19 protein-coding genes are annotated in these 24,120 nt (G+C 72.4%); 6 read left to right on the top strand and 13 right to left on the bottom strand.

The window, feature by feature from the left end; genetic code table 11:
* Window positions 1–159: 159 nt before the first annotated feature.
* The 3 genes from DC008_RS21200 to DC008_RS21190 all read right to left on the bottom strand — a co-directional run bounded on the left by DC008_RS21200 (window position 160) and on the right by DC008_RS21190 (window position 6,684).
* The gene (locus DC008_RS21200; protein ID WP_108708294.1) at window positions 160–2,613 is read right to left on the bottom strand and encodes a protein kinase; all 2,454 of its coding nucleotides are present in this window, start codon (window positions 2,611–2,613) and stop codon (window positions 160–162) included.
* Window positions 2,614–2,796: 183 nt separating this feature from the next.
* Window positions 2,797–4,809, bottom strand: a complete 2,013-nt coding sequence (locus tag DC008_RS21195) for a serine/threonine-protein kinase (protein ID WP_108708293.1) — start codon at window positions 4,807–4,809, stop codon at window positions 2,797–2,799.
* A 168-nt stretch (window positions 4,810–4,977) separates the two neighbouring features.
* Entirely contained in the window at window positions 4,978–6,684 is a 1,707-nt protein-coding gene (locus DC008_RS21190; protein WP_108708292.1) for a glycerol-3-phosphate dehydrogenase/oxidase, read from the bottom strand.
* A 262-nt stretch (window positions 6,685–6,946) separates the two neighbouring features.
* On the opposite strand from DC008_RS21190, the gene DC008_RS21185 reads away from it, so the two are divergent.
* On the top strand, window positions 6,947–8,155 hold the full coding sequence (locus DC008_RS21185) for a nucleotide sugar dehydrogenase (protein ID WP_108708291.1): 1,209 nt from the start codon (window positions 6,947–6,949) through the stop codon (window positions 8,153–8,155).
* Window positions 8,156–8,462: 307 nt separating this feature from the next.
* On the opposite strand, the gene DC008_RS21180 is transcribed toward DC008_RS21185, so the two are convergent.
* The 4 genes from DC008_RS21180 to DC008_RS21165 all read right to left on the bottom strand — a co-directional run bounded on the left by DC008_RS21180 (window position 8,463) and on the right by DC008_RS21165 (window position 12,865).
* Window positions 8,463–9,587: a GuaB3 family IMP dehydrogenase-related protein gene (locus DC008_RS21180; protein WP_055622494.1), complete on the bottom strand. Its 1,125-nt coding sequence runs from the start codon at window positions 9,585–9,587 to the stop codon at window positions 8,463–8,465.
* A gap of 108 nt (window positions 9,588–9,695) precedes the next feature.
* Window positions 9,696–11,198, bottom strand: a complete 1,503-nt coding sequence (gene guaB, locus DC008_RS21175; protein WP_055622495.1) for an IMP dehydrogenase — start codon at window positions 11,196–11,198, stop codon at window positions 9,696–9,698.
* A gap of 140 nt (window positions 11,199–11,338) precedes the next feature.
* Entirely contained in the window at window positions 11,339–11,926 is a 588-nt protein-coding gene (locus tag DC008_RS21170; protein ID WP_055622496.1) for a sigma-70 family RNA polymerase sigma factor, read from the bottom strand.
* Between the two features lie 327 nt (window positions 11,927–12,253).
* Window positions 12,254–12,865: a response regulator transcription factor gene (locus tag DC008_RS21165; protein ID WP_003948568.1), complete on the bottom strand. Its 612-nt coding sequence runs from the start codon at window positions 12,863–12,865 to the stop codon at window positions 12,254–12,256.
* 380 nt (window positions 12,866–13,245) lie between these two features.
* On the opposite strand from DC008_RS21165, the gene DC008_RS21160 reads away from it, so the two are divergent.
* The gene (locus DC008_RS21160; RefSeq protein ID WP_055622497.1) at window positions 13,246–13,575 is read left to right on the top strand and encodes a WhiB family transcriptional regulator; all 330 of its coding nucleotides are present in this window, start codon (window positions 13,246–13,248) and stop codon (window positions 13,573–13,575) included.
* A 62-nt stretch (window positions 13,576–13,637) separates the two neighbouring features.
* On the opposite strand, the gene DC008_RS21155 is transcribed toward DC008_RS21160, so the two are convergent.
* Window positions 13,638–14,561: a LysR family transcriptional regulator gene (locus DC008_RS21155; protein WP_108710796.1), complete on the bottom strand. Its 924-nt coding sequence runs from the start codon at window positions 14,559–14,561 to the stop codon at window positions 13,638–13,640.
* Window positions 14,562–14,642: 81 nt separating this feature from the next.
* Between DC008_RS21155 and DC008_RS21150 the strand changes: the two genes are divergently transcribed.
* The 3 genes from DC008_RS21150 (at window position 14,643) to DC008_RS21140 (ending at window position 16,947) form a co-directional block, all read left to right on the top strand.
* Window positions 14,643–15,311, top strand: a complete 669-nt coding sequence (locus DC008_RS21150) for an MOSC domain-containing protein (protein ID WP_108708290.1) — start codon at window positions 14,643–14,645, stop codon at window positions 15,309–15,311.
* 104 nt (window positions 15,312–15,415) lie between these two features.
* Window positions 15,416–16,189: an SDR family NAD(P)-dependent oxidoreductase gene (locus DC008_RS21145; RefSeq protein ID WP_108708289.1), complete on the top strand. Its 774-nt coding sequence runs from the start codon at window positions 15,416–15,418 to the stop codon at window positions 16,187–16,189.
* Between the two features lie 65 nt (window positions 16,190–16,254).
* Window positions 16,255–16,947, top strand: a complete 693-nt coding sequence (locus tag DC008_RS21140) for an ester cyclase (protein WP_108708288.1) — start codon at window positions 16,255–16,257, stop codon at window positions 16,945–16,947.
* A gap of 69 nt (window positions 16,948–17,016) precedes the next feature.
* Here the strand turns inward: DC008_RS21140 and groL are convergent, their stop codons facing one another.
* The 4 genes from groL to DC008_RS21120 all read right to left on the bottom strand — a co-directional run bounded on the left by groL (window position 17,017) and on the right by DC008_RS21120 (window position 21,157).
* Window positions 17,017–18,642 (bottom strand): chaperonin GroEL, encoded by a 1,626-nt coding sequence (gene groL / locus DC008_RS21135; protein WP_108708287.1) that lies wholly within the window; start codon window positions 18,640–18,642, stop codon window positions 17,017–17,019.
* Between the two features lie 117 nt (window positions 18,643–18,759).
* A complete protein-coding gene (gene groES, locus DC008_RS21130) occupies window positions 18,760–19,068 on the bottom strand; it encodes a co-chaperone GroES (RefSeq protein ID WP_013001368.1) in 309 nt (102 codons plus the stop codon).
* A gap of 227 nt (window positions 19,069–19,295) precedes the next feature.
* Window positions 19,296–20,120, bottom strand: a complete 825-nt coding sequence (locus DC008_RS21125) for a polysaccharide deacetylase family protein (protein WP_244221390.1) — start codon at window positions 20,118–20,120, stop codon at window positions 19,296–19,298.
* On the bottom strand, window positions 20,117–21,157 hold the full coding sequence (locus DC008_RS21120; RefSeq protein WP_108708286.1) for a polysaccharide deacetylase family protein: 1,041 nt from the start codon (window positions 21,155–21,157) through the stop codon (window positions 20,117–20,119). The genes DC008_RS21125 and DC008_RS21120 overlap by 4 nt, the downstream gene beginning before the upstream one ends.
* Between DC008_RS21120 and DC008_RS21115 the strand changes: the two genes are divergently transcribed.
* A complete protein-coding gene (locus DC008_RS21115; protein ID WP_108708285.1) occupies window positions 21,156–22,421 on the top strand; it encodes a THUMP-like domain-containing protein in 1,266 nt (421 codons plus the stop codon). The genes DC008_RS21120 and DC008_RS21115 overlap by 2 nt on opposite strands.
* A 117-nt stretch (window positions 22,422–22,538) precedes the next feature.
* On the opposite strand, the gene DC008_RS21110 is transcribed toward DC008_RS21115, so the two are convergent.
* Window positions 22,539–23,765, bottom strand: coding sequence for an RNA polymerase sigma factor (locus DC008_RS21110; protein ID WP_108710795.1), 1,227 nt, complete (start codon window positions 23,763–23,765; stop codon window positions 22,539–22,541).
* Between the last annotated feature and the right edge of the window lie 355 nt (window positions 23,766–24,120).

The following is a 24,120-nucleotide window of genomic DNA, read 5'->3' as shown; positions in this document are numbered from 1 at the left end:
TTCACGTTGCCCCGCAATGTTCTTGACAGGGTCAGGTTAGGGACCGGGCCATGCGACCGGAACCGCGGGGGTGCCAAGGAGACCGCACTGTGATGGTTCTCGCCTTCCGCTTGCCGGGGCAACCCCAACGCCGTTGTCACACACGGTTTTCGGACCGCCTCACCTGGTGATGCGATACGTCGCCGACGCCTGCTCGAACAGCCGCGTGACCTCGTCCCGCTCGGCCTCCGGCCCCCGCACCTGTACGACGTGGTACCGGCCGTCGGCGAGGATCGCGAGGTTCCGTACGAACAGCTCGCGTCCCTGGCCGTCGGTCCAGGTGAACTGCCCCTCGGCCATTTTCCGTTCGCCGACCTGAATGGTCCTCAGCCCGCCCGAGGACGCCCAGCTGGAGTCCCGGTACGGCTGCAACTCCCGCTCGTGCTCCCGCTGGTAGACCATGGGGTCGCCGCCGTACTGCTGCGCGGTGTCCCGACCCGGCACCAGGATCAGGTCGAAGTCGCCGTGCGCGTAGACGACCGGGCCGCGTCCGCTGCCGCCGCTGCGGCTCCAGCCGTTGGCCACGGCCACCTCGAAGCCCGCCGGGTCCTTGCGGACGGTGAAGCCGTCGGGCACGTCGGGGCCGGTCGTCTGCGTCTCGTCGGACCCGGCCGACTCCGAGGAGCCGTCGCCGGGCGACGGGGAGGTCTGCTCGGGACGCGGCTCGCTGCTCGCCTCGGCGGTCTGCTCGGGCGGCGCCTGGCTCGCGGCCGCCGTCTCACCGGCCTTCGAGGTGGCGCCGCTGTCCCGGTCGGCCTTGGGCATGAACAGCATGGCGTACGCGATCGCCGCGGCCATCCCGAGCAGGACGAGCAGCAGCAGCGTCCGGCCGAGCCTGCGGGGCGAACGCCCGCCCTGGGGAGCCCGCTTGTGCCGCCCCTGGTGGGCGGGCAGCCGGGCCCGGCGCCGGCGCACCAGCTCGCCGCGGCGCCGGACGATCGGCAGCCGGTTCGGGTCGACGGGCGGGGCGGCGACGACATGTGCGCCGGCCTCCGGCTCGGGCGCCGAGCGCACGAGGGAGCGCAGCCAGCCGCGCAGCTCCTCGAAGTCGGGCCGCTCGGTGGGGTCCTGACGCAGCAGCGACTCCACGACGGGCCGCAGCGGTCCGCACTCCTCGGCGAAGGCGGGCGGCTCGGCGCACACCATCTGCACCAGCTCGGCCGTCGACTCCTCCGGGTAGGGCGCGTGCCCCTGGACGGCCCGGAAGAGCAGCGCGCCGAGCGCCCACAGGTCGGTCGCGGGCCCGATCGGGGCGGCCAGCTGCCAGTTCTCGTGCACGGGACCGGCCTGCTCCGGCGCCCACCGCTCGGTGACCGGCCCGACGACGGCCATACGGGCCTGCCGGGCCCGCTCGGCGGCGAGCGCGGTGCTGGGGCCCTTACGGGCGGTACCGGACACCAGTTCGTCCCAGCGGCTCCCGGAACGCGCCGAAGGCACGGCGGCCGGTGCGTCGGCGGTCTCCTCGCGGGGCGCGAAGCCCGGCTGGGAGCCCGCGGGTGGCAGGGCCGTACGGGCGCTGTCGGTGTCGGTGGGGGCGCGCCCGGTACCGGGCCGGGGAACGGCCCCCTGCCAGGACGGGGCCCGCACACCGTACGGGTCGGCGATCTGCCCCGGCGGGGTGCCGCCACCGCCGGAGAGGTACGGCGGGGCCGTGCGGCCCTCCGGGGCGGTACGGGCGCCGGGCAGGGCGGCCCGTTCGCTCTGCTGTGCCTCCTGCACCCGGGCCGCGGCGCGGGCGCCCGCCCGGTAGGCGGCGATCGCGCCGGCCCGGGCGGCCCGGATGTCGGCACCGGTCTCCAGGGCGCCGCGCGGTGCCGTGCCGGGGCCGTCGGCGCCGGGGACCGGCCGGGTCTTGTTCGTGCGCGCCTCGATGGCGGCCCGCCGGGCGGCCTCCGGGTCGGCGTCCGGGCGGGGGGCGGAGCCCGCGGGGCCGGTGCTCGCGGCGGGCGCCGGTCCCGGGTCCGCGCCGTCCTCGGGCGGCACCGGGTCGTATCCGCAGAGCGCCTCCTCGGCGGCGCCGACCGCGAGCCCGGTCAGCATCACCCGGCCGTCGTCGCAGACCAGGACCGTACGGGCGGTGATGTTCCGGTGCACCCAGCCGTGGGCGTGCAGGACGCGCAGCGCCATGAGGACGTCGGAGGCCACCTCGGCCGCCCGGTAGGGCGACAGCGGCTGCTCGGCGAGCAGCGCGGCGAGCGGGCGGGCCGCCACCAGCTCGCTGACTATCCACAGCGAACCACCCTCGGCGAACACGTCGAAGACCTGGTCGAGGCGGGGATGGTCGGGGATGCGGGCGGCGGCCTGCGCGGCCTCGACCGCCCGCCGCACGGCGGGGTCGGCGGGCCGGCGGCCGGAGTCGCGGGCCCGCGCGTCACGGGCGGTGAAACCGTCGGGCAGCCCTTCGGCGTCGAGCACCTCGGCCTCGACGACCTCGGGCAACGGCACCTGACGGATCAGGACTTCCTGTCCGCTGTAGGTGTCGAAGGCGCGGCTCTCGGTGAGTTCGTACGCGTCGGAGGGCGGCAGCGGCAGGCGGTAGCGGTCGGCGAGCACCCGGCCCGCGTAGTCGTCCACGTTGCCTCCCCCGGCCGCCCGGTCGGTCGATTCCGTTCGCCTCGTGTCGCCTTCCGGACGCCGGAACGGATGCGTACGGTCCGCGAGCTTTCACGATACGTGCCGGAGGCAACTCTCCAGGAGAGGTTGCCGGATCTCACGGAGCAATCGCGGCGGCCCCCGCCCGGAGGGAGAGCCCCCGCTTCACGACTTGGGCTTGAACGTGCCCGTGAGCGCCTTCCATGTGCCCTTGCGCAGATCGCTGTCCCAGTCCGCGGCCTTCGCGGTGTACATCAGCGCGTACCCGGAATGGTCGTTCACCACGAAACCGCGGTCGATCGTGCGGTACTTGGTGCCGCCCTCGACATAGGTGAACTCCCAGTCGGCGGTGTTCCAGCCGCGGTAGTCCACCTGCTCTATGCGGATCTTCTTGTACTGGGAGCGCACCATGTAGCGCTCCTGGCTCTTCCAGTCCGCCACCGGGTCGCCCTTGGGCGTCGACGTCCAGGCCACGAGCAGCTTCTGCCCGTCCGGGCCGGTGAACCGGTCGCCGGCCGAGCCCGTGGACTGGAACTTCCAGCCCTTCGGCAGACCGATCGAGTAGCCCTGGCCGCCCTTGTGGGTCGACTCCACGGCGGCGCCGCCGGAGCCCTGCCCGCCGCCGTCGCCGCCACCGGCGGCCTCGCTCGACCCGGCGCTCGGCTCGCTCCCGTCGCCCTTGCCGGTGCCGGAGTCCGGATCCGCCGTGGACTTCGCGTCGCCGTCGCCGCGGCCGGTGCCGCCCTCGTCGTCGCTCTTGGTGTCCGGGGTCTCCTTCCCCGCGGCCGACGATCCGGTGCCGCCCGGCTTCCCGGACGCCTCGGAGCCGTCGTCGCCCAGTGTCAGCGCCAGCACCACGCCGAGGACGGCGACCAGGACGACCACCGCGATGATCAGCAGCGTCCGCTTCGGGACGACGTCGGTGAGCGGCGCCCGCTGGACGGGCCGCGCGGGCAGATCCGGCGGCGGCATCACGGGCCAGCCGGAGCTGGGGCCGGAACCGGCGTCGTTGGTGGTTCTGGCGTCCTCGGTGGCGGGGGTCGACTTCGACTTGGCGGGGGTTGCGTCGGCGGGCGCACCCGCCGCCGGCGGCGACCCGGCGGCCGCGTCCGCCCCGGCCGCCCCGGCCGCCCCGGTGCCCACCGCGGCCTTGCGCACCGAACGGAGCGCGCCGCGCAGCCGCTCCCCGGCCTCCTCGGCCTTCCGGCTCGCGGCGGCGCCCGAACGCCCCTTTCGCGAGGGCGCGTCGGACTGCGACGGCAGCGGGACGACCTTCGTCGCGTCGGACGCCTCGGCGGCCCGCTCGGAACGCGGCGCGTGGATGACGGCGTTGAGCATCGCCCGTGCGCCGGCGTCGTCGAGTCGCTTCTCGGGGTCCTTGGTGAGCAGGCCGTGGATGACGTCCCGCAGCGGCCCGGCGTTCTTGGGCTCCTCCAGCGGCTCGGTCATCACGGCGGTGAGCGTCGCGATCGCGGAGCCCTTGTCGTACGGCGGCACGCCCTCGACGGACGCGTACAGCAGACCGCCGAGCGACCACAGGTCGGCGGCGGGGCCGGGCTTGTGGCCGCGCGCCCGCTCGGGCGAGATGTAGGAGGGGGCGCCGACGAGCATGCCGGTCGAGGTGATGGACGGGTCGCCCTCGACCTGGGCGATACCGAAGTCGGTGAGCACGACCCGGTCGGTGTCGGACTCCAGCAGGACGTTGGACGGCTTCACGTCACGGTGCAGGATGCCCTCGCGGTGCGCGGAGCGCAGCACGTCCAGGACGGCCAGGCCGACCTCGGCGGCACGCCGGGGCTCCAGCAGGCCGTCCTCACGGATGACCTCGGCGAGGGACTTGCCCTCGACGAGCTCCATCACGATCCAGGGCCGGTCGTCCTCGTCGACCACGTCGTACACCGTGACCGCGCTGTTGTTCCGGATCCGGGCGATCGCCTTGGCCTCGCGCAGGGTGCGGGTGATGAGCCGGCGCTTCTCCTCCTCGTCGATGTTCGACGGGAACCGCAGTTCCTTCACGGCGACGGTCCGGCCGAGCGTCTCGTCGACGGCCCGCCAGACGGTGCCCATGCCGCCCCGGCCGAGGACGCCCCCCAACCGGTACCGCCCCGCGAGGAGACGCTCGTGGTCGTCCTGACGAGTCTCCTGGCGAGAAGTGCTCGCCCGCTCCGCCTCCGACATGCGTCCCCTCATACAACCCGCCCTGACAGAGCCTCCATTGTCCCTCACGCGACAAGCGCCCGACGCCCAGGGTGCCCCTCGTGGCGCAACATGTTCGAATCCGGTCCGGCACCTGGACACAAGGGCTCCGGGCCCGGGTGGGGCCCGGAGGTCGTCTTCCGTATCGGGCTACCTCGGCACGATGTCCGGTGCGCCCAGGCGGGCCGCGTCCGCCGTCAGGTCGTCCGGCTGGCGCTGTGACTCGCGTTCGGCCTCGACGCGCTTGTTGTAGTGCTCGACCTCGCGCTCGATCTGCTCCTTGTCCCAGCCCAGCACCGGTGCCATCAACTCGGCGGCCTCACGGGCGCACCGGGTGCCCCGGTCGAAGGTCTCGATGGAGATGCGGGTGCGCCGGGTGAGGACGTCGTCCAGATGCCGCGCGCCCTCGTGGGAGGCGGCGTAGACGACCTCGGCCCGCAGATAGTCGTCGGCGGACTGGAGGGGTTCGCCGAGGGTCGGGTCGTCGGCGATGAGTTCGAGGACTTCCTCGGTCAGCGAGCCGAACCGGTTCAACAGGTGCTCCACGCGCACCACATGAAGGCCCGTCCGCTCCGCGATGCGCGCACGCGCGTTCCACAGGGCCCGGTAGCCCTCGGCGCCGATCAGCGGGATGTCCTCCGTGACGCACTCCGCGACCCGCATGTCGAGTCCGTGCACCGCCGCGTCCACCGCGTCCTTGGCCATCACGCGGTACGTCGTGTACTTGCCGCCGGCGACGACGACGAGTCCCGGCACGGGGTGGGCCACGGTGTGCTCGCGCGAGAGCTTGCTGGTGGCGTCCGACTCGCCGGCCAGCAGCGGGCGCAGCCCCGCGTACACGCCTTCGACGTCGTCCCTGGTCAGGGGGACGGCCAGGACCGAGTTCACATGGTCGAGCACATAGTCGATGTCGGCGCTGGACGCCGCCGGGTGGGCCTTGTCGAGGTCCCATTCTGTGTCGGTGGTGCCGACGATCCAGTGCCGGCCCCAGGGGATGACGAACAGCACGGACTTCTCGGTGCGCAGGATCAGCCCGGTCGTGGAGTGGATGCGGTCCTTGGGCACGACCAGGTGGACGCCCTTGGAGGCGCGGACGTGGAACTGGCCGCGCTCCCCCACCATCGACTGGGTGTCGTCGGTCCAGACCCCGGTGGCGTTGACGACCTGCTTGGCGCGGATCTCGTACTCGCCGCCGCCCTCCGCGTCCTGGACGCTGACGCCGACGACACGCTCGCCCTCCCGCAGGAAGGAGGTCACCCGCGCGCGGTTGGCGACCTGGGCGCCATAGGCCGCCGCGGTGCGCACCAGGGTGGCGACATAGCGGGCGTCGTCCATCTGGGCGTCGTAGTACTGGAGGGCGCCGACCAGCGCGTCCTTCTTCAGCGCGGGGGCGACGCGCAGGGCGTGACGGCGGCTCAGATGCCGGTGCAGGGGCAGGCCCCGGCCGTGGCCGCGGGCCATCGACATGACGTCGTAGAGGGCGACGCCGGAGCCGGCGTACAGCCGCTCCCAGCCCTTGTGCTGCAGCGGGTACAGGAACGGCACCGGCTTGACCAGGTGCGGGGCCAGCCGCTCCAGCAGCAGGCCGCGTTCCTTCAGGGCCTCCCGGACGAGTGCGAAGTCGAGCATCTCCAGATAGCGCAGGCCGCCGTGGATGAGCTTGCTGGACCGGCTGGAGGTGCCGGACGCCCAGTCGCGGGCCTCGACCAGCCCGGTCGACAGGCCGCGGGTCACCGCGTCGAGGGCCGTGCCCGCGCCGACCACTCCGGCGCCCACGACCAGCAGGTCCAGCTCGCGCTCGGCCATGGCCGCCAGTGACGCGGCCCGCTCCTCCGGCCCCAGTGTCGCTGTCCTCACCGCTGCCTCCCGATGATCGGTCGCGTAAGCCGCACCCGTCGGGCGAAGCCCGCCTCGTACCCCCCATGCCCAGAATTCTGACCGGGTTGCCCGAGTTCAGCCACCACGTACCCCCAGCCTGTGGACAACACTCCTGGAAACGCGATCATTCAATGCGGCAAATCGGTCATATTTACTCCTAGTCTGACATTGCGCTCCCTCGTTCTGTCCACCGGGGTTGCGCACCAGCCATATGTCGGTTACTGGGAAGGACGGCCCACGTATGCCCGCAGATCTCGCCGTCATCGGACTGGGCCCGTACGGCCTGCCCCTGGCCAAGGCAGCCGTGGCCGCCGGCATCCCCACACTCGGTTTCCGCACCGGTCCGGAGGCCGCCTCCCTCAGTCCCGCCGAACTGCGCCGGATGCTCTCGGGGGGCTTCCGGCACGCCACCAGCCCCGCCGAGCTCGGCCGGGTCCGCACCGCCGTCATCTGCTCGCCGACGCCGCTCGGCGCGGACGGGGCGCTCGACCTGAGCGAGGTGGAGGCCGCCGCCCGCGCCCTCGCGACCCGGCTGCGCCCGCACTCGACGGTCATCCTGGAGTCGCCGGTCCCGCCCGGCACCACCGAGGACGTGCTGCGGCCCCTGCTGGAGGAGGGCTCGGGGATGCGCGCCGGCCGCGACTTCCACCTCGCCTACTCGCCCAGCCGTGTCGACCCCGGCAACCGCGACTTCCACCCCGCCAACACCCCCAAGGTGATCGGCGGTCTGACCCCCGCATGCACCGAGTCGGCGGCCGCCTTCTACGGCCGCCTCACCGACAAGGTGGTCCGCGCGCGGGGCCTGCGCGAGGCGGAGACCGTGCAGGTGCTGGAGACGAACTTCCGGCACGTGAACATCGCCCTCGTCAACGAGATGGCCGTGCTCTGCCACGACCTGGGCGTCGACCTGTGGGACGTCGTGCGCTGCGCCGAGACCAAGCCGTTCGGCTTCCAGGCGTTCCGCCCCGGCCCCGGCGTCGGCGGCCACGCCGTCCCCCAGGGCCTGACCGCCCACACCGGCCGCTCCCTGCGCATGGTCGAACTGGCCCAGCAGGTCAACAGCCAGATGCCCCGTTACGTCGTCCAGCGCGCCGCCACCCTGCTCAACGAGCACGGCAAGTCCGCGCGCGGCGCCCGCATCCTCCTGCTCGGCGTCACCTACAAGCCGGACCTCGCCGACCAGCAGTCCACCCCCGCCCAGGAGGTCGCCGTCCGCCTGCTGGAACTGGGCGCGTCCATCAGCTACCACGACCCGTACGTGCCGTCCTGGAGCGTCCTGGACCGCCCGGTCCCCCGCGCCGACTCCCTCTACGAGTCAGCCGCCGACGCCGACCTGACGATCCTCCTCCAGCAACACCGCACCTACGACCTCCAGGGCCTCTCGGTAAAGGCCCAACTGCTCCTCGACACCCGAGGCGCGGCCCCGACGGGGGCGGCGCACCGGTTGTGAAGAGGGGCGCACAGACGGACGCCGCCTCACGGCTGGTGGCATGCGGCCGACGGCCCGGGTACCTGACGAGCACAGGTGGAGCCCACCGCAGCGGCTACTGCGGCAGGCTCCAGGATGGATCACGGAGTGTCCGCCCCTAGTTGCTGCGGGGGCGGCCGCTCACCATCCGGAAATACGCAGGATCCACCTCCTGCGGCACTTCACCATCCACAGACGGATCCGGTCCCAGTCCAAGCCCCGCAGGGCACTCAGGGCATGCGAAAGGGGCCGGTCGGAGGACCGGCCCCTTTCGGCGTACGGCCGGCGGCTAGCGCTGGTGCTGGGAGTCCGCCACCGTGACCTCGACGCGCTGGAACTCCTTGAGCTCGCTGTAGCCGGTCGTGGCCATGGCGCGGCGCAGGGCGCCGAAGAAGTTCATGGAGCCGTCGGGGGTGTGCGAGGGGCCCGTCAGGACCTCCTCGATCGTGCCGACCGTGCCCAGGTCGACCTTCTGGCCGCGCGGCAGCTCCGTGTTCACGGCCTCCATGCCCCAGTGGCAGCCGCGCCCCGGCGCGTCCGTGGCACGGGCCAGCGGGGAGCCCATCATCACGGCGTCGGCGCCGCAGGCGATCGCCTTGGGCAGGTCGCCGGACCAGCCGACGCCGCCGTCCGCGATCACATGGACGTACCGGCCGCCGGACTCGTCCATGTAGTCGCGCCGGGCCGCCGCCACGTCCGCGACCGCCGTGGCCATAGGGACGCGGATGCCCAGCACGTTGCGCGTGGTGTGCGCGGCGCCGCCGCCGAAGCCGACCAGGACGCCCGCGGCGCCGGTGCGCATCAGGTGCAGGGCCGCGGTGTAGGTGGCGCAGCCGCCGACGATCACCGGGACGTCGAGCTCGTAGATGAACTGCTTCAGGTTCAGCGGCTCGTGCGAGGACGAGACGTGCTCCGCGGAGACCGTCGTACCGCGGATGACGAAGATGTCCACGCCCGCGTCGACGACCGCCTTGGAGAACTGGGCGGTGCGCTGCGGGGAGAGCGCGGCGGCCGTGACCACACCGGAGTCCCGCACCTCCTTGATGCGCTGCCCGATCAGCTCCTCCTTGATCGGAGCGGCGTAGACCTCCTGGAGGCGGCGCGTGGCGGCCTCCGTGGGCAGCTCGGCGATCTCGTCGAGCAGCGGCTGCGGGTCCTCGTACCGGGTCCACAGGCCCTCGAGGTTCAGCACGCCGAGGCCGCCGAGCTCGCCGATGCGGATGGCGGTGGCCGGGGAGACGATCGAATCCATGGGGGCGGCCAGGAACGGCAGCTCGAACCGGTAGGCGTCGATCTGCCAGGCGATCGAGACCTCCTTCGGGTCCCGCGTACGGCGGCTGGGGACGACGGCGATGTCGTCGAAGGCGTACGCCCGGCGGCCGCGCTTGCCGCGCCCGATCTCGATCTCAGTCACGTCTGTGGCCTTTCCCTGATGCGTTGCAGCGTCTACCAGTATCGCCGACGGGCACGACGAGGGCGGCCCCGGATACGCCCGGGGCCGCCCTGTCGCGGGAGCCGGCGGCTACTTGTTGCTGTAGTTCGGCGCCTCGACCGTCATCTGGATGTCGTGCGGGTGGCTCTCCTTGAGTCCCGCCGAGGTGATCCGGACGAAGCGGCCCTTGGACTCCATCTCGTCGATGGTGGCCGCGCCGACGTAGCCCATGGTCTGGCGCAGACCGCCGACGAGCTGGTGCAGCACGTTGGCCAGCGGGCCGCGGTAGGGCACCTGGCCCTCGACGCCCTCGGGCACCAGCTTGTCGTCGGAGGAGACCTCCGCCTGGAAGTAGCGGTCCTTGGAGTACGACCGGCCCTGGCCGCGGGACTGCATGGCGCCCAGCGAGCCCATGCCGCGGTACGACTTGAACTGCTTGCCGTTGATGAAGAGCAGCTCGCCCGGCGACTCCTCGCAGCCCGCGAGCAGCGAGCCCAGCATCACGGTGTCGGCGCCGGCGGCGAGCGCCTTGCCGATGTCACCGGAGTACTGCAGGCCGCCGTCGCCGATCAGCGGGATGCCGGCGGCGCGGGCGGCGAGGGACGCCTCGTAGATGGCGGTGACCTGCGGGACGCCGATGCCGGCGACGACACGGGTCGTACAGATGGAGCCCGGTCCGACACCGACCTTGATGCCGTCGACACCGGCGTCGATCAGGGCCTGCGCGCCGTCACGCGTGGCGACGTTGCCGCCGATCACGTCGACGGGGACGGCGGACTTGATCTTCGCCATCCAGCTGAGGGCGTTGCTGTTGTGCCCGTGCGAGGTGTCGACGACGAGGAAGTCCACCCCGGCCTCGGCGAGCGCCTGGGCCCGCTCCAGCGCCTCGGGGCTGGCGCCGACGGCGGCGCCGACGAGCAGCCGGCCCTCGGCGTCCTTCGCGGCGTTCGGGTACTTCTCCGCCTTGACGAAGTCCTTGACCGTGATCAGGCCCTTGAGGGTGCCCTGGTCGTCGACGAGCGGCAGCTTCTCGATCTTGTGCTTGCGCAGCAGCTCCATGGCCTCGACGCCGGAGATGCCGACCTTGCCCGTGACCAGCGGCATCGGGGTCATGACCTCGCGCACCTGGCGGGAGCGGTCCGACTCGAAGGCCATGTCGCGGTTGGTGACGATGCCGAGCAGCTTGCCGGCCGGGTCGGTGACCGGGACACCGCTGATGCGGAACTTGGCGCACAGGGCGTCCGCCTCGGCGAGGGTCGCCTCCGGGTGCACCGTGATGGGGTCGGTGACCATGCCCGACTCGGACCGCTTCACCAGGTCGACCTGGTTGACCTGGTCCTCGACGGACAGGTTGCGGTGGAGCACACCGACGCCGCCCAGGCGGGCCATCGCGATCGCCATCCGGGACTCGGTGACCTTGTCCATGGCGGCGGAGAGCAGGGGGATGTTGACCCGTACGTTGCGGGAGATGCGGGACGAGGTGTCGACCGCGTTGGGCAGGACCTCGGAGGCGCCCGGCAGCAGCAGCACATCGTCGTAGGTAAGCCCGAGTGTCGCGAATTTGGCGGGCACTCCGTCGACGTTGGCAGTCATGACACCTTCCCCAAATGGCCTTGATCGGTGCGGATGTCCATGCTAACGGGAAGCAGAGGTGTCACATTCCACGGTTCCGGGCGGCTTTCGGCTTCGTATGTTTCTACGGAATCGGAGCAACACCCGTTCACCCGGTGGGACTACTGCTCGGCGAGTGCCCGCAGCCTGCTCAGGGCCCGGTGCTGGGCGACCCGGACGGCGCCGGGTGACATTCCCAACATCTGGCCGGTCTCCTCCGCGGTCAGACCCACCGCGATCCGCAGCAGGAGCAGCTCCCGCTGGTTCTCCGGCAGGTTGGCCAGGAGCTTCTTGGCCCACTCGGCGTCGCTGCTGAGCAGCGCGCGCTCCTCGGGGCCCAGGGAGTCGTCCGGCCGCTCGGGCATCTCGTCCGAGGGGACGGCCGTCGACCCGGGGTGGCGCATGGCCGCGCGCTGCAGATCGGCGACCTTGTGCGCGGCGATGGCGAAGACGAACGCCTCGAAGGGGCGGCCGGTGTCCTTGTAGCGCGGCAGCGCCAGCAGGACGGCGACACAGACCTCCTGGGCGAGGTCCTCGACGAAGTGCCGGGCGTCACCCGGCAGCCGCGACAGCCGGGTGCGGCAATAGCGCAGAGCCAGGGGGTGGACATGCGCGAGCAGGTCGTGGGTGGCCTGCTCGTCCCCGTCCACCGCGCGATGGACGAGTGCACCGATCGCCCCTGCGGCATGGGCCGCCTCGTCGTCGCGCATCGGTCCATGGTGCCCTGCGGCCGCATGCTCCGCGGCATCGCGCCCGTCGTTGTGCACCGAAGCGTTATGAGCAGGTGCGCCGGAACTCATATCCTGCGCCCTCCCCTTCCGCTCGACCGACTCGTCCCCGAGAGACTCCACACCTCAAGGATGCGGCATCCGCGGCGAAACGAGCACCGGGCACCGATCGGACCCGTTGCCCGGCCTCGAAGCCGCGCCCCCACGGGGGCGCGGGACGAGACATGGTGCGGCCCGGCCGCGCGCCCGCGACCAGCCACGACGAACCCGGGGCCACCGGGCGACGCGACGCGCCCCACGGCGGGACGCTCAGCGCACCAGGCCCCACCGGAACCCGAGCGCCACGGCGTGGGCCCGGTCCGAGGCGCCGAGCTTCTTGAAGAGCCGGCGGGCGTGGGTCTTAACGGTGTCCTCGGACAGGAAGAGCTCACGGCCGATCTCGGCGTTGGAGCGGCCGTGGCTCATGCCCTCGAGCACCTGGATCTCACGCGCGGTGAGCGTCGGGGCGGCGCCCATCTCGGCGGAGCGCAGCCGGCGCGGGGCGAGCCGCCATGTCGGGTCGGCCAGCGCCTGGGTGACCGTGGCCCGCAGCTCGGCGCGCGAGGCGTCCTTGTGCAGATAGCCGCGGGCACCGGCGGCGACCGCGAGGGCCACGCCGTCCAGATCCTCGGCGACGGTGAGCATGATGATGCGCGCACCGGGGTCGGCGGACAGCAGCCGCCGTACGGTCTCCACGCCGCCCAGACCGGGCATGCGCACGTCCATCAGGATCAGGTCCGAGCGGTCGGCGCCCCAGCGGCGGAGGACTTCCTCGCCGTTGGCCGCCGTCGTCACGCGCTCGACACCGGGCACGGTCGCGACCGCGCGGCGGAGCGCCTCTCGGGCAAGCGGGGAGTCGTCGCAGACGAGGACGGATGTCATGGCCGCCCTCCGCAGCTGATGCACGTCACCTTGAGCCTCCAGGCTGGTACGAAATGTCACCTGTGCGGTCGACCGTCTCGGACGCTTGCCCGAGCGCTTCTTGTTTCAACCGCCTCCGCCCTCTCAACGACGGTCACTCGAAAGAGTTACGGGGGCATGTGCCGTCTTCGGCACTCTACGTGAGGGGACGGACACGGGGCAGACATGAGGGGCGGACCCTCCCCGTTTCATCACAAGCCGTGCCCCATTCAGCCCTTTTTCTTCCTGTTTCACGGCGTTTGGGGCTAGATTCGCAATGAGTCATATTTTCATCTTCTTAGATCGTAGATGTACGGTCGTAGACACCGTATCCGCCCAGAACGGCTACAAGGGGTCACGCAATGGCAGATTTCTCCCGCCTTCCCGGACCGAACGCGGACCTGTGGGACTGGCAGCTGCTGGCTGCATGTCGCGGGGTGGACAGCTCGCTCTTCTTCCATCCGGAGGGCGAGCGCGGGGCGGCCCGGAGCGCTCGAGAGAACTCGGCCAAGGAGGTCTGCATGAGGTGCCCCGTGCGCGCACAGTGCGCGGCGCACGCGCTGGCGGTACGCGAACCGTACGGCGTATGGGGCGGCTTGACCGAGGACGAGCGCGAAGAGCTCATGGGGCGGGCACGCAACCGGCTGGTGTCGGCGTCGACCACCGGCGGGGACGCGGGTCCCGACCGCTGAAGGAACGTTTCTCCATCCAGGGCACGCATTGCGTGCCCTCTCTCATGCCCGGGGCCGCTCTCCTACGGTGCGGACCGGCCCGGGCCGGCGGCGGCGCGGCCGAGCTGGTCCAGCGTCGCGGCGACGGCCGGCACCTGGGCGAGGTCGGGCAGCGTGAGGGCGACGATCTCGCGGCGCACCGCCGGTTCCAGCGCGACCATGCGCACCCCCCGCGGCCGTACGGACTCCACGGCGAGCTGGGGCAGGACCGCCACGCCGAGACCGGCGCCGACCAGGCCGACGACCGCCGGATAGTCGTCGGTGGCGAAGTCGATGCGCGGGGTGAAACCGGCGCTCGCGCACACCTCCACCAGCTGACCGCGGCAGCGCGGGCACCCCGCGATCCACGGCTCGGCCGCCAGATCGCCGATGGCGACGGACGCCGGCGACCCCGCGCGGGCGAGCCGGTGCCGCTCCGGGACCAGCCCGACGAGACGGTCCGTGAGCAGCGGGCGGACCACGAGGTCCTCCCACTCCTCGGCGCCCGCCGCGCTCTCGTACCGGAAGGCGAGGGCCACGTCGCACTCGCCCTCGCGCAGCATCTCCACCGACCTGGGCGGCTCGGCCTCCTCCAGGGAGACGCGGGTGCCGGGGTGGGCGGCGCGCAGCGCGGCGAGGGCGGTCGGGACGAGGGTGGAGCTGCCGCTGGGGAAGGAGACGAGCCGGACCCGTCCGGCGCGCAGGCCCGCGATGGCGGCGACCTCCTCCTCGGCGGCGGTGAGTCCCGCGAGGATGCCGGTGGCGTGACGCACCAGTGCCTCACCGGCCTGGGTCAGCCGCATGACGCGTCCGGTGCGGATCAGCAGCGGGGTGCCGACGGCCGTCTCCAGTGCCCTCATCTGCTGGCTCACGGCCGGCTGGGTGCAGCCCAGTTCGCGGGCGGCCGCCGAGAAGGAGCCGGTGGTGGCGACGGCGCGCAGGACGCGGAGATGACGGGCTTCGAGCACGTCACCGAGCATAAGCGAAGCTTGGGGTGCGCGCTGAATATCGCGTCGACACTTTGACCGCCGGTCGCCTACCGTGCCGCCATGAAGCTTCTGTCAGTGAATCTCGGCCGCCCGGAGGCGGTGCCGTACACGGACCACGTCGACGGTGTGACCGGTATCGACAAGCGCCCCGTCGAGGGCCCGGTGCGGGTGACGGCACCCGGACCGAAGGGAGTCGGCGGAAGCGGCCTCGCCGGGGACGCGGTGTGCGAGAAGAAGCATCACGGCGGCGACGACCAGGCCGTGTACGCGGTGGCGCGCGAGGACCTCGACGTCTGGGAGCGTGAGCTGGGGCGCCCGCTGCGCAACGGCGTGTTCGGCGAGAACCTCACGACCTCCGGGCTCGACGTCTCCGGGGCGCTGATCGGCGAGCGCTGGCGGGTGGGGCCCGATCTGCTCCTCGAGATCACCAGCGGCCGTATCCCGTGCCAGACCTTCCAGGGCCATCTGGGTGAGCGGCAGTGGGTGAGGCGGTTCACCGCGCAGGCCGCGCCGGGGGCGTATCTGCGGGTGATCGAGCCGGGCGAGATCCGCGCGGGCGACGCGATCGAGATCGTCCGCCGGCCCGACCACGAGGTGACGGTGGCGTTCCAGTTCCGGGCGGTCACGACGGAGCGGGCGCTGCTGCCCCGGGTCCTGGCCGCGGCCGAGTGGCTGCACCCGGAGGCGGTGGAGACCGCGAGGAAGTACGTGGCGAAGCACAGCTCCTGACACGACACCAAGACCCGGGCCCTGCACCGGAGTTGCCGTCCAAGGCCGCCCGAACGGCGGCCCGAGGAGCGGAACCAGTCCCTCCGGGTCACTAACCTTGCGCCATGACAACGGCATTGATCACGGGATCGACCGCGGGCATCGGCGCCGCGTTCGCGCGTCGGCTGGCCGCCGACGGGCATGACCTCGTCCTGGTGGCCCGGGACACCAAGCGGCTGCGCGAGCAGGCCACGGAACTGCACGACCGGCACGGCGTCGAGGCGGAGGTGCTGACGGCCGACCTCGCCGAGGACTCCGGGATCGAGGCGGTCGCCGCCCGCCTCGGCGACCGCCGCAACCCGGTCGACCTGCTGATCAACAACGCGGGGTTCGGCAACAAGGGCCGCTACCTCGACGTGTCCATGGCCGACGAGCTGCGGATGCTGAAGGTGCACTGCGAGGCGGTGCTGCGGCTGACCTCGGCGGCGGCCGGGGCGATGCGCGAGCGGGGCCGGGGCGGTGTCGTGAACGTGGCCTCGGTGGCGGCGTTCGTGCCGCGCGGGACGTACGGCGCGTCCAAGGCGTGGGTCGTGCAGTTCACCCAGGGGGCGGCGCGGGATCTGGCCGGGAGCGGGGTGCGGCTGATGGCGCTGTGCCCGGGGTTCGTCCGGACCGAGTTCCACGAGCGCGCGGGCATGGGCACGGACAACATCCCCGGGTGGATGTGGCTGGACGCCGACAAAGTGGCGGCCACCGCGCTGGAGGACCTGGCGCGGGGGCGGTCCCTCTCCATCCCCGACCCCCGCTACAAGGTGCTGCTGGGGGCGGCGAAGCTGGTGCCGCGGGGCGTGCTCGGCACGATCTCGTCGCGGACGGGCCGCAAGTACGGTCCGCAGTAGAGGGCGGTCCGGACGCGGAGGACAATGAGGGTGTCCACACAGGGGGGCCGGGAGGCGCCGGCGTCATGACCTTCGTACAGCTCATCGACTGCAGGACGGACCGGTTCGACGAGATGAACCGGCTGATGGACAAGTGGGTCGAGCAGACCAAGGGGAAGCGGACGGCCACGCACGACGTCATCGGCCGGGACCGCTCCGACGGCTCGCACTTCGTGGAGATCGTGGAGTTCCCGTCGTACGACGAGGCGATGCGCAACTCGCACCTCCCGGAGACCGGCCGGATCTACGAGGAGATGGTGGCGCTGTGCGACGGGCCACCGGTCTTCACCGATCTGGACGTGGTGCGCGACGAGCAGCTGAACGTCCTGGTCGCGCGGGCCTTCTTCACGGCGATGGGCCGCACGCCCCCGGACCGGATCGTCGCTCGGCTGACGGACGACTACGTGGACCACGACCCGTCCTACCCGCGCCCCGTCCGGGGCCGCGACGGGATCCGCGCGGTGCTGGAGGGCTGGTACGGCGCCTTCGACTTCACGTTCCGCGTCGACGACCAGATGGCGGAGGACGACCGGGTGTGCAGCCGCTGGACCTGGACCGCCCACCACAAGGGCGAGTTCCTGGGCGTTCCGGCGACCGGCCAGGACGTGAGCATGCAGGGCATGACCTGGCAGCGCTTCCGCGAGGGCCGCATGTGCGAGAGCCACTGGATGTACGACCGCGCGGGTCTGATGGAACAACTGGGGGTACTCGGCGAATGACCGCGAAGGGGAAGGCCCCGCCACCGTCCTGAAGGACGGCGGCGGGGCCTTTGTCGACCCGGCGTCGTACTAGTGGGCGTGGCCGTGGCTGTGGCCTGCGGCGGCCGGCTCTTCCTCTTCCTTCTTCTCGACGACCAGGGTCTCGGTCGTGAGGAGGAGGGAGGCGATGGAGGCGGCGTTCTCCAGGGCGGAACGGGTGACCTTGACCGGGTCGATGACGCCGGCCTTGACCAGGTCGCCGTACTCGCCGGTGGCGGCGTTGAAGCCCTGGCCCTTGTCGAGCTCGGCGACCTTCGAGGTGATGACGTAGCCCTCGAGGCCGGCGTTCTCGGCGATCCAGCGCAGCGGCTCGACGGCGGCCTTGCGGACCACGGCGACACCGGTGGCCTCGTCGCCGGTCTTGCCGAGGTTGCCCTCGAGGACCTTCACGGCGTGGACGAGCGCGGAGCCACCACCGGAGACGATGCCCTCCTCGACCGCGGCGCGGGTCGCGGAGATGGCGTCCTCCAGACGGTGCTTCTTCTCCTTCAGCTCCACCTCGGTGGCGGCGCCGACCTTGATCACGCACACGCCGCCGGCCAGCTTCGCGAGGCGCTCCTGGAGCTTCTCGCGGTCCCAGTCGGAGTCGGTGTTCTCGATCTCGGACTTGATCTGGGCGACGCGGCCCTGGACGTCCTCGGACTTGCCGGCGCCGTCGACGATGGTGGTGTCGTCCTTGGTGACGGTGACGCGGCGGGCGGAGCCCAGCACGTCGATGCCGACCTGGTCGAGCTTGAGGCCGACCTCCTCGGAGATGACGGTGGCGCCGGTGAGGGTCGCCATGTCCTGCAGCATCGCCTTGCGGCGGTCACCGAAGCCCGGGGCCTTGACCGCGACCGCGTTGAAGGTGCCGCGGATCTTGTTCACGACCAGGGTCGACAGGGCCTCGCCCTCGACGTCCTCGGCGATGATCAGCAGCGGCTTGGAGGAGTTGGTCTGGATGACCTTCTCCAGCAGCGGCAGCAGGTCGGCGATGGAGGAGATCTTGCCCTGGTTGATGAGGATGTACGGGTCCTCCAGGACGGCCTCCATGCGCTCCTGGTCCGTCACGAAGTACGGGGACAGGTAGCCCTTGTCGAAGGCCATGCCCTCGGTGAAGTCCAGCTCAAGACCGAAGGTGTTGGACTCCTCGACGGTGATGACACCGTCCTTGCCGACCTTGTCCATCGCCTCGGCGATGAGCTCGCCGACCTGCTGGTCCTGGGCGGACAGACCGGCGACGGCGGCGATGTCGGACTTCTCGTCGATCGGGCGCGCGGTCGCGAGGAGCTCCTCGGAGACGGCCGCGACGGCCGCGTCGATGCCCTTCTTCAGGGCGGCCGGGGAGGCGCCGGCGGCGACGTTCTTCAGGCCCTCGCGCACGAGCGCCTGGGCGAGCACGGTGGCGGTGGTGGTGCCGTCACCCGCGATGTCGTTGGTCTTGGTCGCCACCTCCTTCACCAGCTGGGCACCGAGGTTCTCGTACGGGTCCTCGACCTCGACCTCACGGGCGATGGTCACGCCGTCGTTGGTGATGGTGGGGGCGCCGAACTTCTTGTCGATGACGACGTTGCGGCCCTTGGGGCCGATCGTCACCTTGACCGTGTCGGCAAGCTTGTTGACGCCGCGCTCGAGGGCGCGACGGGCGTCCTCGTCGAACTTCAGGATCTTCGCCATGACAGCGGGAGCCCTCTCGGATTGTGGGTTCTGAAAAAACACTGCGCCCCGGGCGCCCGGTTCTTATGTGGTCGCGGGGGCCAGGGGCGCAGCTGAAAGCAAGAGCTTCGAGGCGTCTTACTTCTCGATGACCGCGAGCACGTCGCGGGACGAGAGGACGAGGTACTCCTCGCCGTTGTACTTCACCTCGGTGCCGCCGTACTTGCTGTACAGCACGATGTCGCCGACCTTCACGTCGAGCGGAAGACGCTCGCCGTTCTCGAAGCGGCCCGGACCGACGGCGAGGATGACGCCCTCCTGGGGCTTCTCCTTCGCGGTGTCCGGGATGACCAGGCCAGAGGCGGTGGTCTGCTCGGCGTCGAGCGGCTGGACCACGATGCGGTCCTCAAGCGGCTTGATGGCAACCTTGGAGCTGGTGGTCGTCACGATCCGACCTCCCCCTTCGGAGATCTCACGGGGTTAACTGTCTGAGGTGGCGACCAGGTCGATCCGTCGTCGCGGGTGCCGGACCTGCCCGTCGCGTTGTTGGCACTCTCCAGTGGGGAGTGCCAGAGCCGAGACTATGACCGCGATTAGCACTCGGTCAAGCGGAGTGCCAATTCGCTCGTGGCGCGGCGCGCCGCCCGCGCCACCGGGAAGAGCCCGGCGAGCGTCTACACGTAGTCCTCGAGGCGTCCGACCGTCAGGCCGCGCTTCTGGATCTCCCGCAGCAACCGGGTGGTGCGCTCGCGCAGCGACAGCCCGGCCGGCTCCCCGGACGGCACGGAGACGATGTCGCCGGGGCGCAGCCGCGCGGGCCCCTTCGCGTACGTCAGTCCGCCGTCGCCCTCCATCGCCGCCCGCCACAGCACGACGGCGGTGACCCCGCAGTCGGCGGCGGCGCGCAGCGTGGTGGCGTCGTGGACGCCGTAGGGCGGCCGGAAGAGCCGGGGCCGGATGCCGAAGCGGGCGCGCAGCTTGTGCTGCTGGCCGCAGATCTCGGCGCGCTGGCCGGCGTACGGCAGCCCGCGCAGGGCGGCGTGGTCGAGGGTGTGGTTCTGGATGGACGCGCCGACCGAGCGCAGCCGCGCGAAGTGGCCGTAGCCGGGGCCGACGACGCTGTCGGTGAGGAACATGCTGACGGGCAGCCGCAGTTCGCGGACCATGTCGACGAACCGGGGGTCCTTCTCGGCGCCGTCGTCGTAGGTGAGGAAGACGACCCGGTCGCGGGTGGGGACGCGGTGCACGACGGGCGGGGGGCCGCCGGGGCGGTGCGGCAGCCGCCGGGCGGGCGGCGAGGGCGGCGCGGGCAGCGGGTCGCTCAGGCCCCAGCGGCGGTACGGCTGCGCGGTGTGTGTCGCGTTCTTCGCCGAGCGCGTCGCCTCCTGGCCGGACCCGGCCCGGGACGCGGTGGGCGCGGTCTCCCCCGCGCATCCGGCGAGCAGGGCGGTCGCCAGGGCCACGGCGGCGAGCGCGCGTGCCCCCGGCGGCGTCCTCACAGGTAGTCCTCCAGCCGGGCCACCGCGAACCCCTCGGCCGTGACCTTGTCCAGGAACCTGCGGATCATGTCGGGCATTGTGCCCTTCCACTCGCCCCGGCCCCGGAAGTGACTGAGCACGATGTCACCCGGACGGATCTTCCGGTCCCACTCCCGGTACTCCCAGTGGTCGACGAAGACCTCCTCGTTCCACAGGGGGACGTACCGCACGCCGCAGGACTTGGCGGCGCGCAGGGTGTCGCGGTCGTAGTTGCCGAAGGGCGGCCGGAACAGCGCGGGGCGCTCGCCGTAGCGCTCCTCCATGACGTCCTGCATGCCGCAGATCTCGTACTGCTGGCGGCGGTAGGACAGGGCGGGCAGATAGCGGTGGTGGAGGGTGTGGTTGTGCAGGCCCGTGCCCGTGCGCCGCATCCGCTCGAAGTAGCCGTAGTCGTCCTTGATCACGTAGTCGCTGAGGAAGGCGGTGTACGGCACCTTCAGGTCGCTCATCATGCGCAGGAACGCCGGGTCCTTCTCGGCGCCGTCGTCGATGGTCAGGAAGACGACCTTCCGGGTCGTGGGGACGGTCGTGAAGACCGGCGGGAGGCCCAGCTCCTCGTGGCCGTCGACCTCGAAGCCCTTGCGGGTGGTGATCTCCGGCTTGGACCTGGGCGGTGGCGGGGGCACGAGCGGGACACGGGCGAGCCGCCAGCGCCGGGCGGCGGCGACCCGGGCGGCATGGGCCTGCTGCGCCGACTGCGGCCGCCGGCCGTCGGGGGCGCGAGTGCCGTCCGGCCTGCGCGTGCTGTCCGGCGGGCGCGTGCCCTGCGGACGCGACGCGGGAGCGTCGGCCGACCGGCTCGGGACGGGACCCGCGGCCGGGGAACCGCCGCCCGGCTGACCGGCGATACCGCCCTGCGCACACCCCGAGGCGATGGCCGCGGCGGCGAGCACGGCGACGACTCCCCGGAGCCGCGCCCGCCGAAGCCGCGCTCCCTGGAGCCGCGCCCCCCGAAGCCGAAGCCGTCCCTTTTTGTCATTTTGTACTACAAGTCGCATGGAGCCGGATCCTGACAGGCACCCGCACCCGGACCGGGACGACAGCGCCGCCGTGGAGCGGACCATCCACCGACTGGCCGACAATGACCCGGTGAACGACCACCTCGACGCCTTCACCGCCCTGCTCGCCCCCGAGGGCCGCGCCCTCCTCGACGCCGCGCGCGACACCGACCCCGCCGACGAACTCGCCGTCGCCACCAGGCTGCGCCGCGAGCACCCGGCCGAGCTGGTCTCCGCGGCCCTCGGACAGGCGCGGCTGCGGCAGCGCGCGGCGGCGAAGTTCGGCACCGAGGACGCGGGACGGATGTACTTCACGCCGAACGGCGTCGAGCAGTCGACGCGGGCGAGCGTGGCGGCGTACCGGGCGGCCCGGATGCGGGAGCTGGGCATCGGCTCGGTCGCCGACCTGTGCTGCGGCATCGGCGGCGACGCGATCGCGCTCGCGCGGGCCGGCATCCGGGTGCTGGCGGTCGACCGGGACCCGCTGACGGTGGCGGCGGCCCGGGCCAACATGACGGCGCTCGGGCTCGCCGGCCTCGTCGAGGTGCGCGAGGCGGATGTCACCGAGGTCGGCACCGCCGGATTCGACGCCGTGTTCGTCGACCCGGCCAGGCGCGGCGGACGCGGCCGCATCTTCGACCCCGAGGCGTACTCGCCGCCCCTGTCCTGGGCCGTGGAGACGGCGCGGACCACGCCCCACGCCGCCCTGAAGGTGGCGCCGGGCATCCCGCACGAGGCGGTCCCCGGCGACGCCGAGGCCGAGTGGATCTCGGACGGCGGGGATGTGAAGGAGGCGGTGCTGTGGTTCGGGACGGCCCCCGGCGCGATCCGGGCCACCCTGCTGCCGGGCCCGCGCTCCCTGCTCTCCCGCGGCCTGCCCGACCCCGAGGTGCGGCCCGTCGGCCGCTACCTGTACGAGCCGGACGGTGCCGTCATCCGGGCCCATCTGGTCGCCGAGGTCGCCGAGTCACTGGATGGCGGGCTGGTCGACGCGACGATCGCCTACGTCACGGCGGACACACTGCGTCCCACGCCGTACGCGACCGCGTACGAGATCACCGACCAGCTGCCGTTCAACGTGAAGAAGCTCAAGGCGCTGCTGCGGGAGCGCGGGGTGGGCACGCTGACCGTGAAGAAGCGCGGGTCGGCGGTCGAGCCGGAGGAACTGCGCCGCAAGGTCAAACCGCAGGGCCCGAACGCCGCCACCGTCTTTCTGACCCGGGTGGCGGGCGCCCCGACGATGCTCGTGGGGCACCCCGCCTAGGCCGTGTCCGCAAAGTCCCGCCTGCCGTTCGACGCCCGGCACGCCCTCTCGCCGCACCGGCCGGCCACCCGCGTACAACCAGTACGCGGGAGCCCGGCCTGCTCCAAACGAAAGGCCCTAAGGGGTGGCGTCCGCCGCCCGTCTCAGCAGCAGCTCCCGCTCCTGCTCGTTGCGCGTCAGCGCCGCCGCGCGCTCGAACGCCGCCCGCGCCTGCGCCGTACGGCCGAGGCGCAGCAGCAGATCGCCGCGCACGCTCGGCAGCAAGTGGTAGTCGCGCAGCGCGGGTTCGTCCGCGAGGGAGTCGACGATCTCCAGGGCGGGTCCTGGGCCCTCGGCCATCGACACGGCCACCGCACGGTTCAGCTCCACCACCGGTGACGGCGACTGGGCGGCGAGCAGCCGGTAGAGGGTGCTGATGGTCCGCCAGTCGGTCTCCTCGTAGGTGTACGCGTGCGCGTGGCAGGCGGCGATGGCGGCCTGGAGGGCGTACGGCCCGGGGGCGCCCGTGGCCGTCGCGCTCGCCAGGTCCAGGGCGTCGACGCCCCGGGCGACGAGCATGCGGTTCCAGCGGCGCCGGTCCTGGTCGCGCAGCAGGACGGGCGTGCCGTCGGGGGCGGTGCGGGCGGCCGTGCGGGACGCCTGGAACTCCAGCAGCGAGGCGAGCCCGTGCACCTCGGGCTCCTTCGGCATCAGCGCGGCCAGCTGGCGGGCCAGCCGCAGCGCGTCCTCGCACAGCGCGGGGCGCAGCCAGTCGTCGCCCGCGCTGGCGGCGTACCCCTCGTTGAAGATCAGGTAGATGACGTCGAGGACCGAGCCGAGCCGGGCCTCGCGGTCGGGTCCGTACGGCACCTCGAAGGGCACGTTCCGGCGGGCCAGGGTGCGCTTGGCGCGGACCACGCGCTGGGCGACCGTGGCCTCGGGGACGAGGTGGGCGCGGGCGATCTCGGCCGTGGTCAGACCGCCGACCAGCCGCAGGGTGAGGGCGGTGCGGGCCTCCGGGGAGAGCACGGGGTGGCAGGTGGTGAAGACGAGCCGCAGCAGGTCGTCGTCGATGGCGTCGGGGTCGGCGGGCTCCGGCGGCGGTGGCACGTCCTCCAGGTCCCGGCCGATCTCCCGGAGCTTGCGGGCGTAGTTCTCCCGGCGGCGGACCAGGTCGACGGCACGGTGCCGGGCGGCGGCGGTGAGCCAGGCGCCCGGCCGGTCGGGCACACCGTCGCGCGGCCACTGTTCCAGCGCGGCGACGAGGGCGTCCTGGGCCAGTTCCTCGGCGATGCCGACGTCCCGGACGATCCGGGTGACGGCGGCGACGACCCGGGCGAACTCCAGCCGGAAGACGGTCTCGATGGCGGACCGGGGATCGGCGGCGGACGGGGTGCCGGACGTCGGCCGGAGGGCTGGGCCGGACGGGGTGCCGAAGTCCGACCGGGGATCGGAGCCGGACGGGACGCCGGAGGCCGACCAGGCATCGGAGCCGGACGGGACGCCGGAGGCCGACCAGGCATCGGAGCCGGACGGGACGCCGGAAGCCGACCAGGCATCGGAGCCGGACGGGACGCCGGAAGCCGACCAGGGATCGGAGCCGGACGGGACGCCGGTATCCGACCGGGGGCCGGGGCCGGACGGGGTACCGGAGTCCGGACGAGGATCGGGGCCGGACGGGGTGCCGCGGCCCGGCCCGGGGTCGATGGCGCGCGATGTC

The organism is Streptomyces nigra (assembly GCF_003074055.1).
Classification (GTDB): Bacteria; Actinomycetota; Actinomycetes; order Streptomycetales; family Streptomycetaceae; genus Streptomyces; species Streptomyces nigra.
Note: the sequence above shows the minus strand (reverse complement) of the source record. Positions and strands in the feature narration are given on the sequence as shown.

Bases quoted from the DNA above. Each gene is read 5' to 3' on its own strand.
- DC008_RS21195 (WP_108708293.1), bottom strand. From the start codon at position 4,809: ATGTCGGAGGCGGAGCGGGCGAGCACTTCTCGCCAGGAGACTCGTCAG.
- DC008_RS21185 (WP_108708291.1), top strand. From the start codon at position 6,947: ATGCCCGCAGATCTCGCCGTCATCGGACTGGGCCCGTACGGCCTGCCC.
- guaB (WP_055622495.1), bottom strand. From the start codon at position 11,198: ATGACTGCCAACGTCGACGGAGTGCCCGCCAAATTCGCGACACTCGGG.
- DC008_RS21170 (WP_055622496.1), bottom strand. From the start codon at position 11,926: ATGCGCGACGACGAGGCGGCCCATGCCGCAGGGGCGATCGGTGCACTC.
- DC008_RS21165 (WP_003948568.1), bottom strand. From the start codon at position 12,865: ATGACATCCGTCCTCGTCTGCGACGACTCCCCGCTTGCCCGAGAGGCG.
- DC008_RS21160 (WP_055622497.1), top strand. From the start codon at position 13,246: ATGGCAGATTTCTCCCGCCTTCCCGGACCGAACGCGGACCTGTGGGAC.
- DC008_RS21150 (WP_108708290.1), top strand. From the start codon at position 14,643: ATGAAGCTTCTGTCAGTGAATCTCGGCCGCCCGGAGGCGGTGCCGTAC.
- DC008_RS21145 (WP_108708289.1), top strand. From the start codon at position 15,416: ATGACAACGGCATTGATCACGGGATCGACCGCGGGCATCGGCGCCGCG.
- DC008_RS21140 (WP_108708288.1), top strand. From the start codon at position 16,255: ATGACCTTCGTACAGCTCATCGACTGCAGGACGGACCGGTTCGACGAG.
- groL (WP_108708287.1), bottom strand. From the start codon at position 18,642: ATGGCGAAGATCCTGAAGTTCGACGAGGACGCCCGTCGCGCCCTCGAG.
- DC008_RS21115 (WP_108708285.1), top strand. From the start codon at position 21,156: ATGGAGCCGGATCCTGACAGGCACCCGCACCCGGACCGGGACGACAGC.
- DC008_RS21120 (WP_108708286.1), bottom strand. From the start codon at position 21,157: ATGCGACTTGTAGTACAAAATGACAAAAAGGGACGGCTTCGGCTTCGG.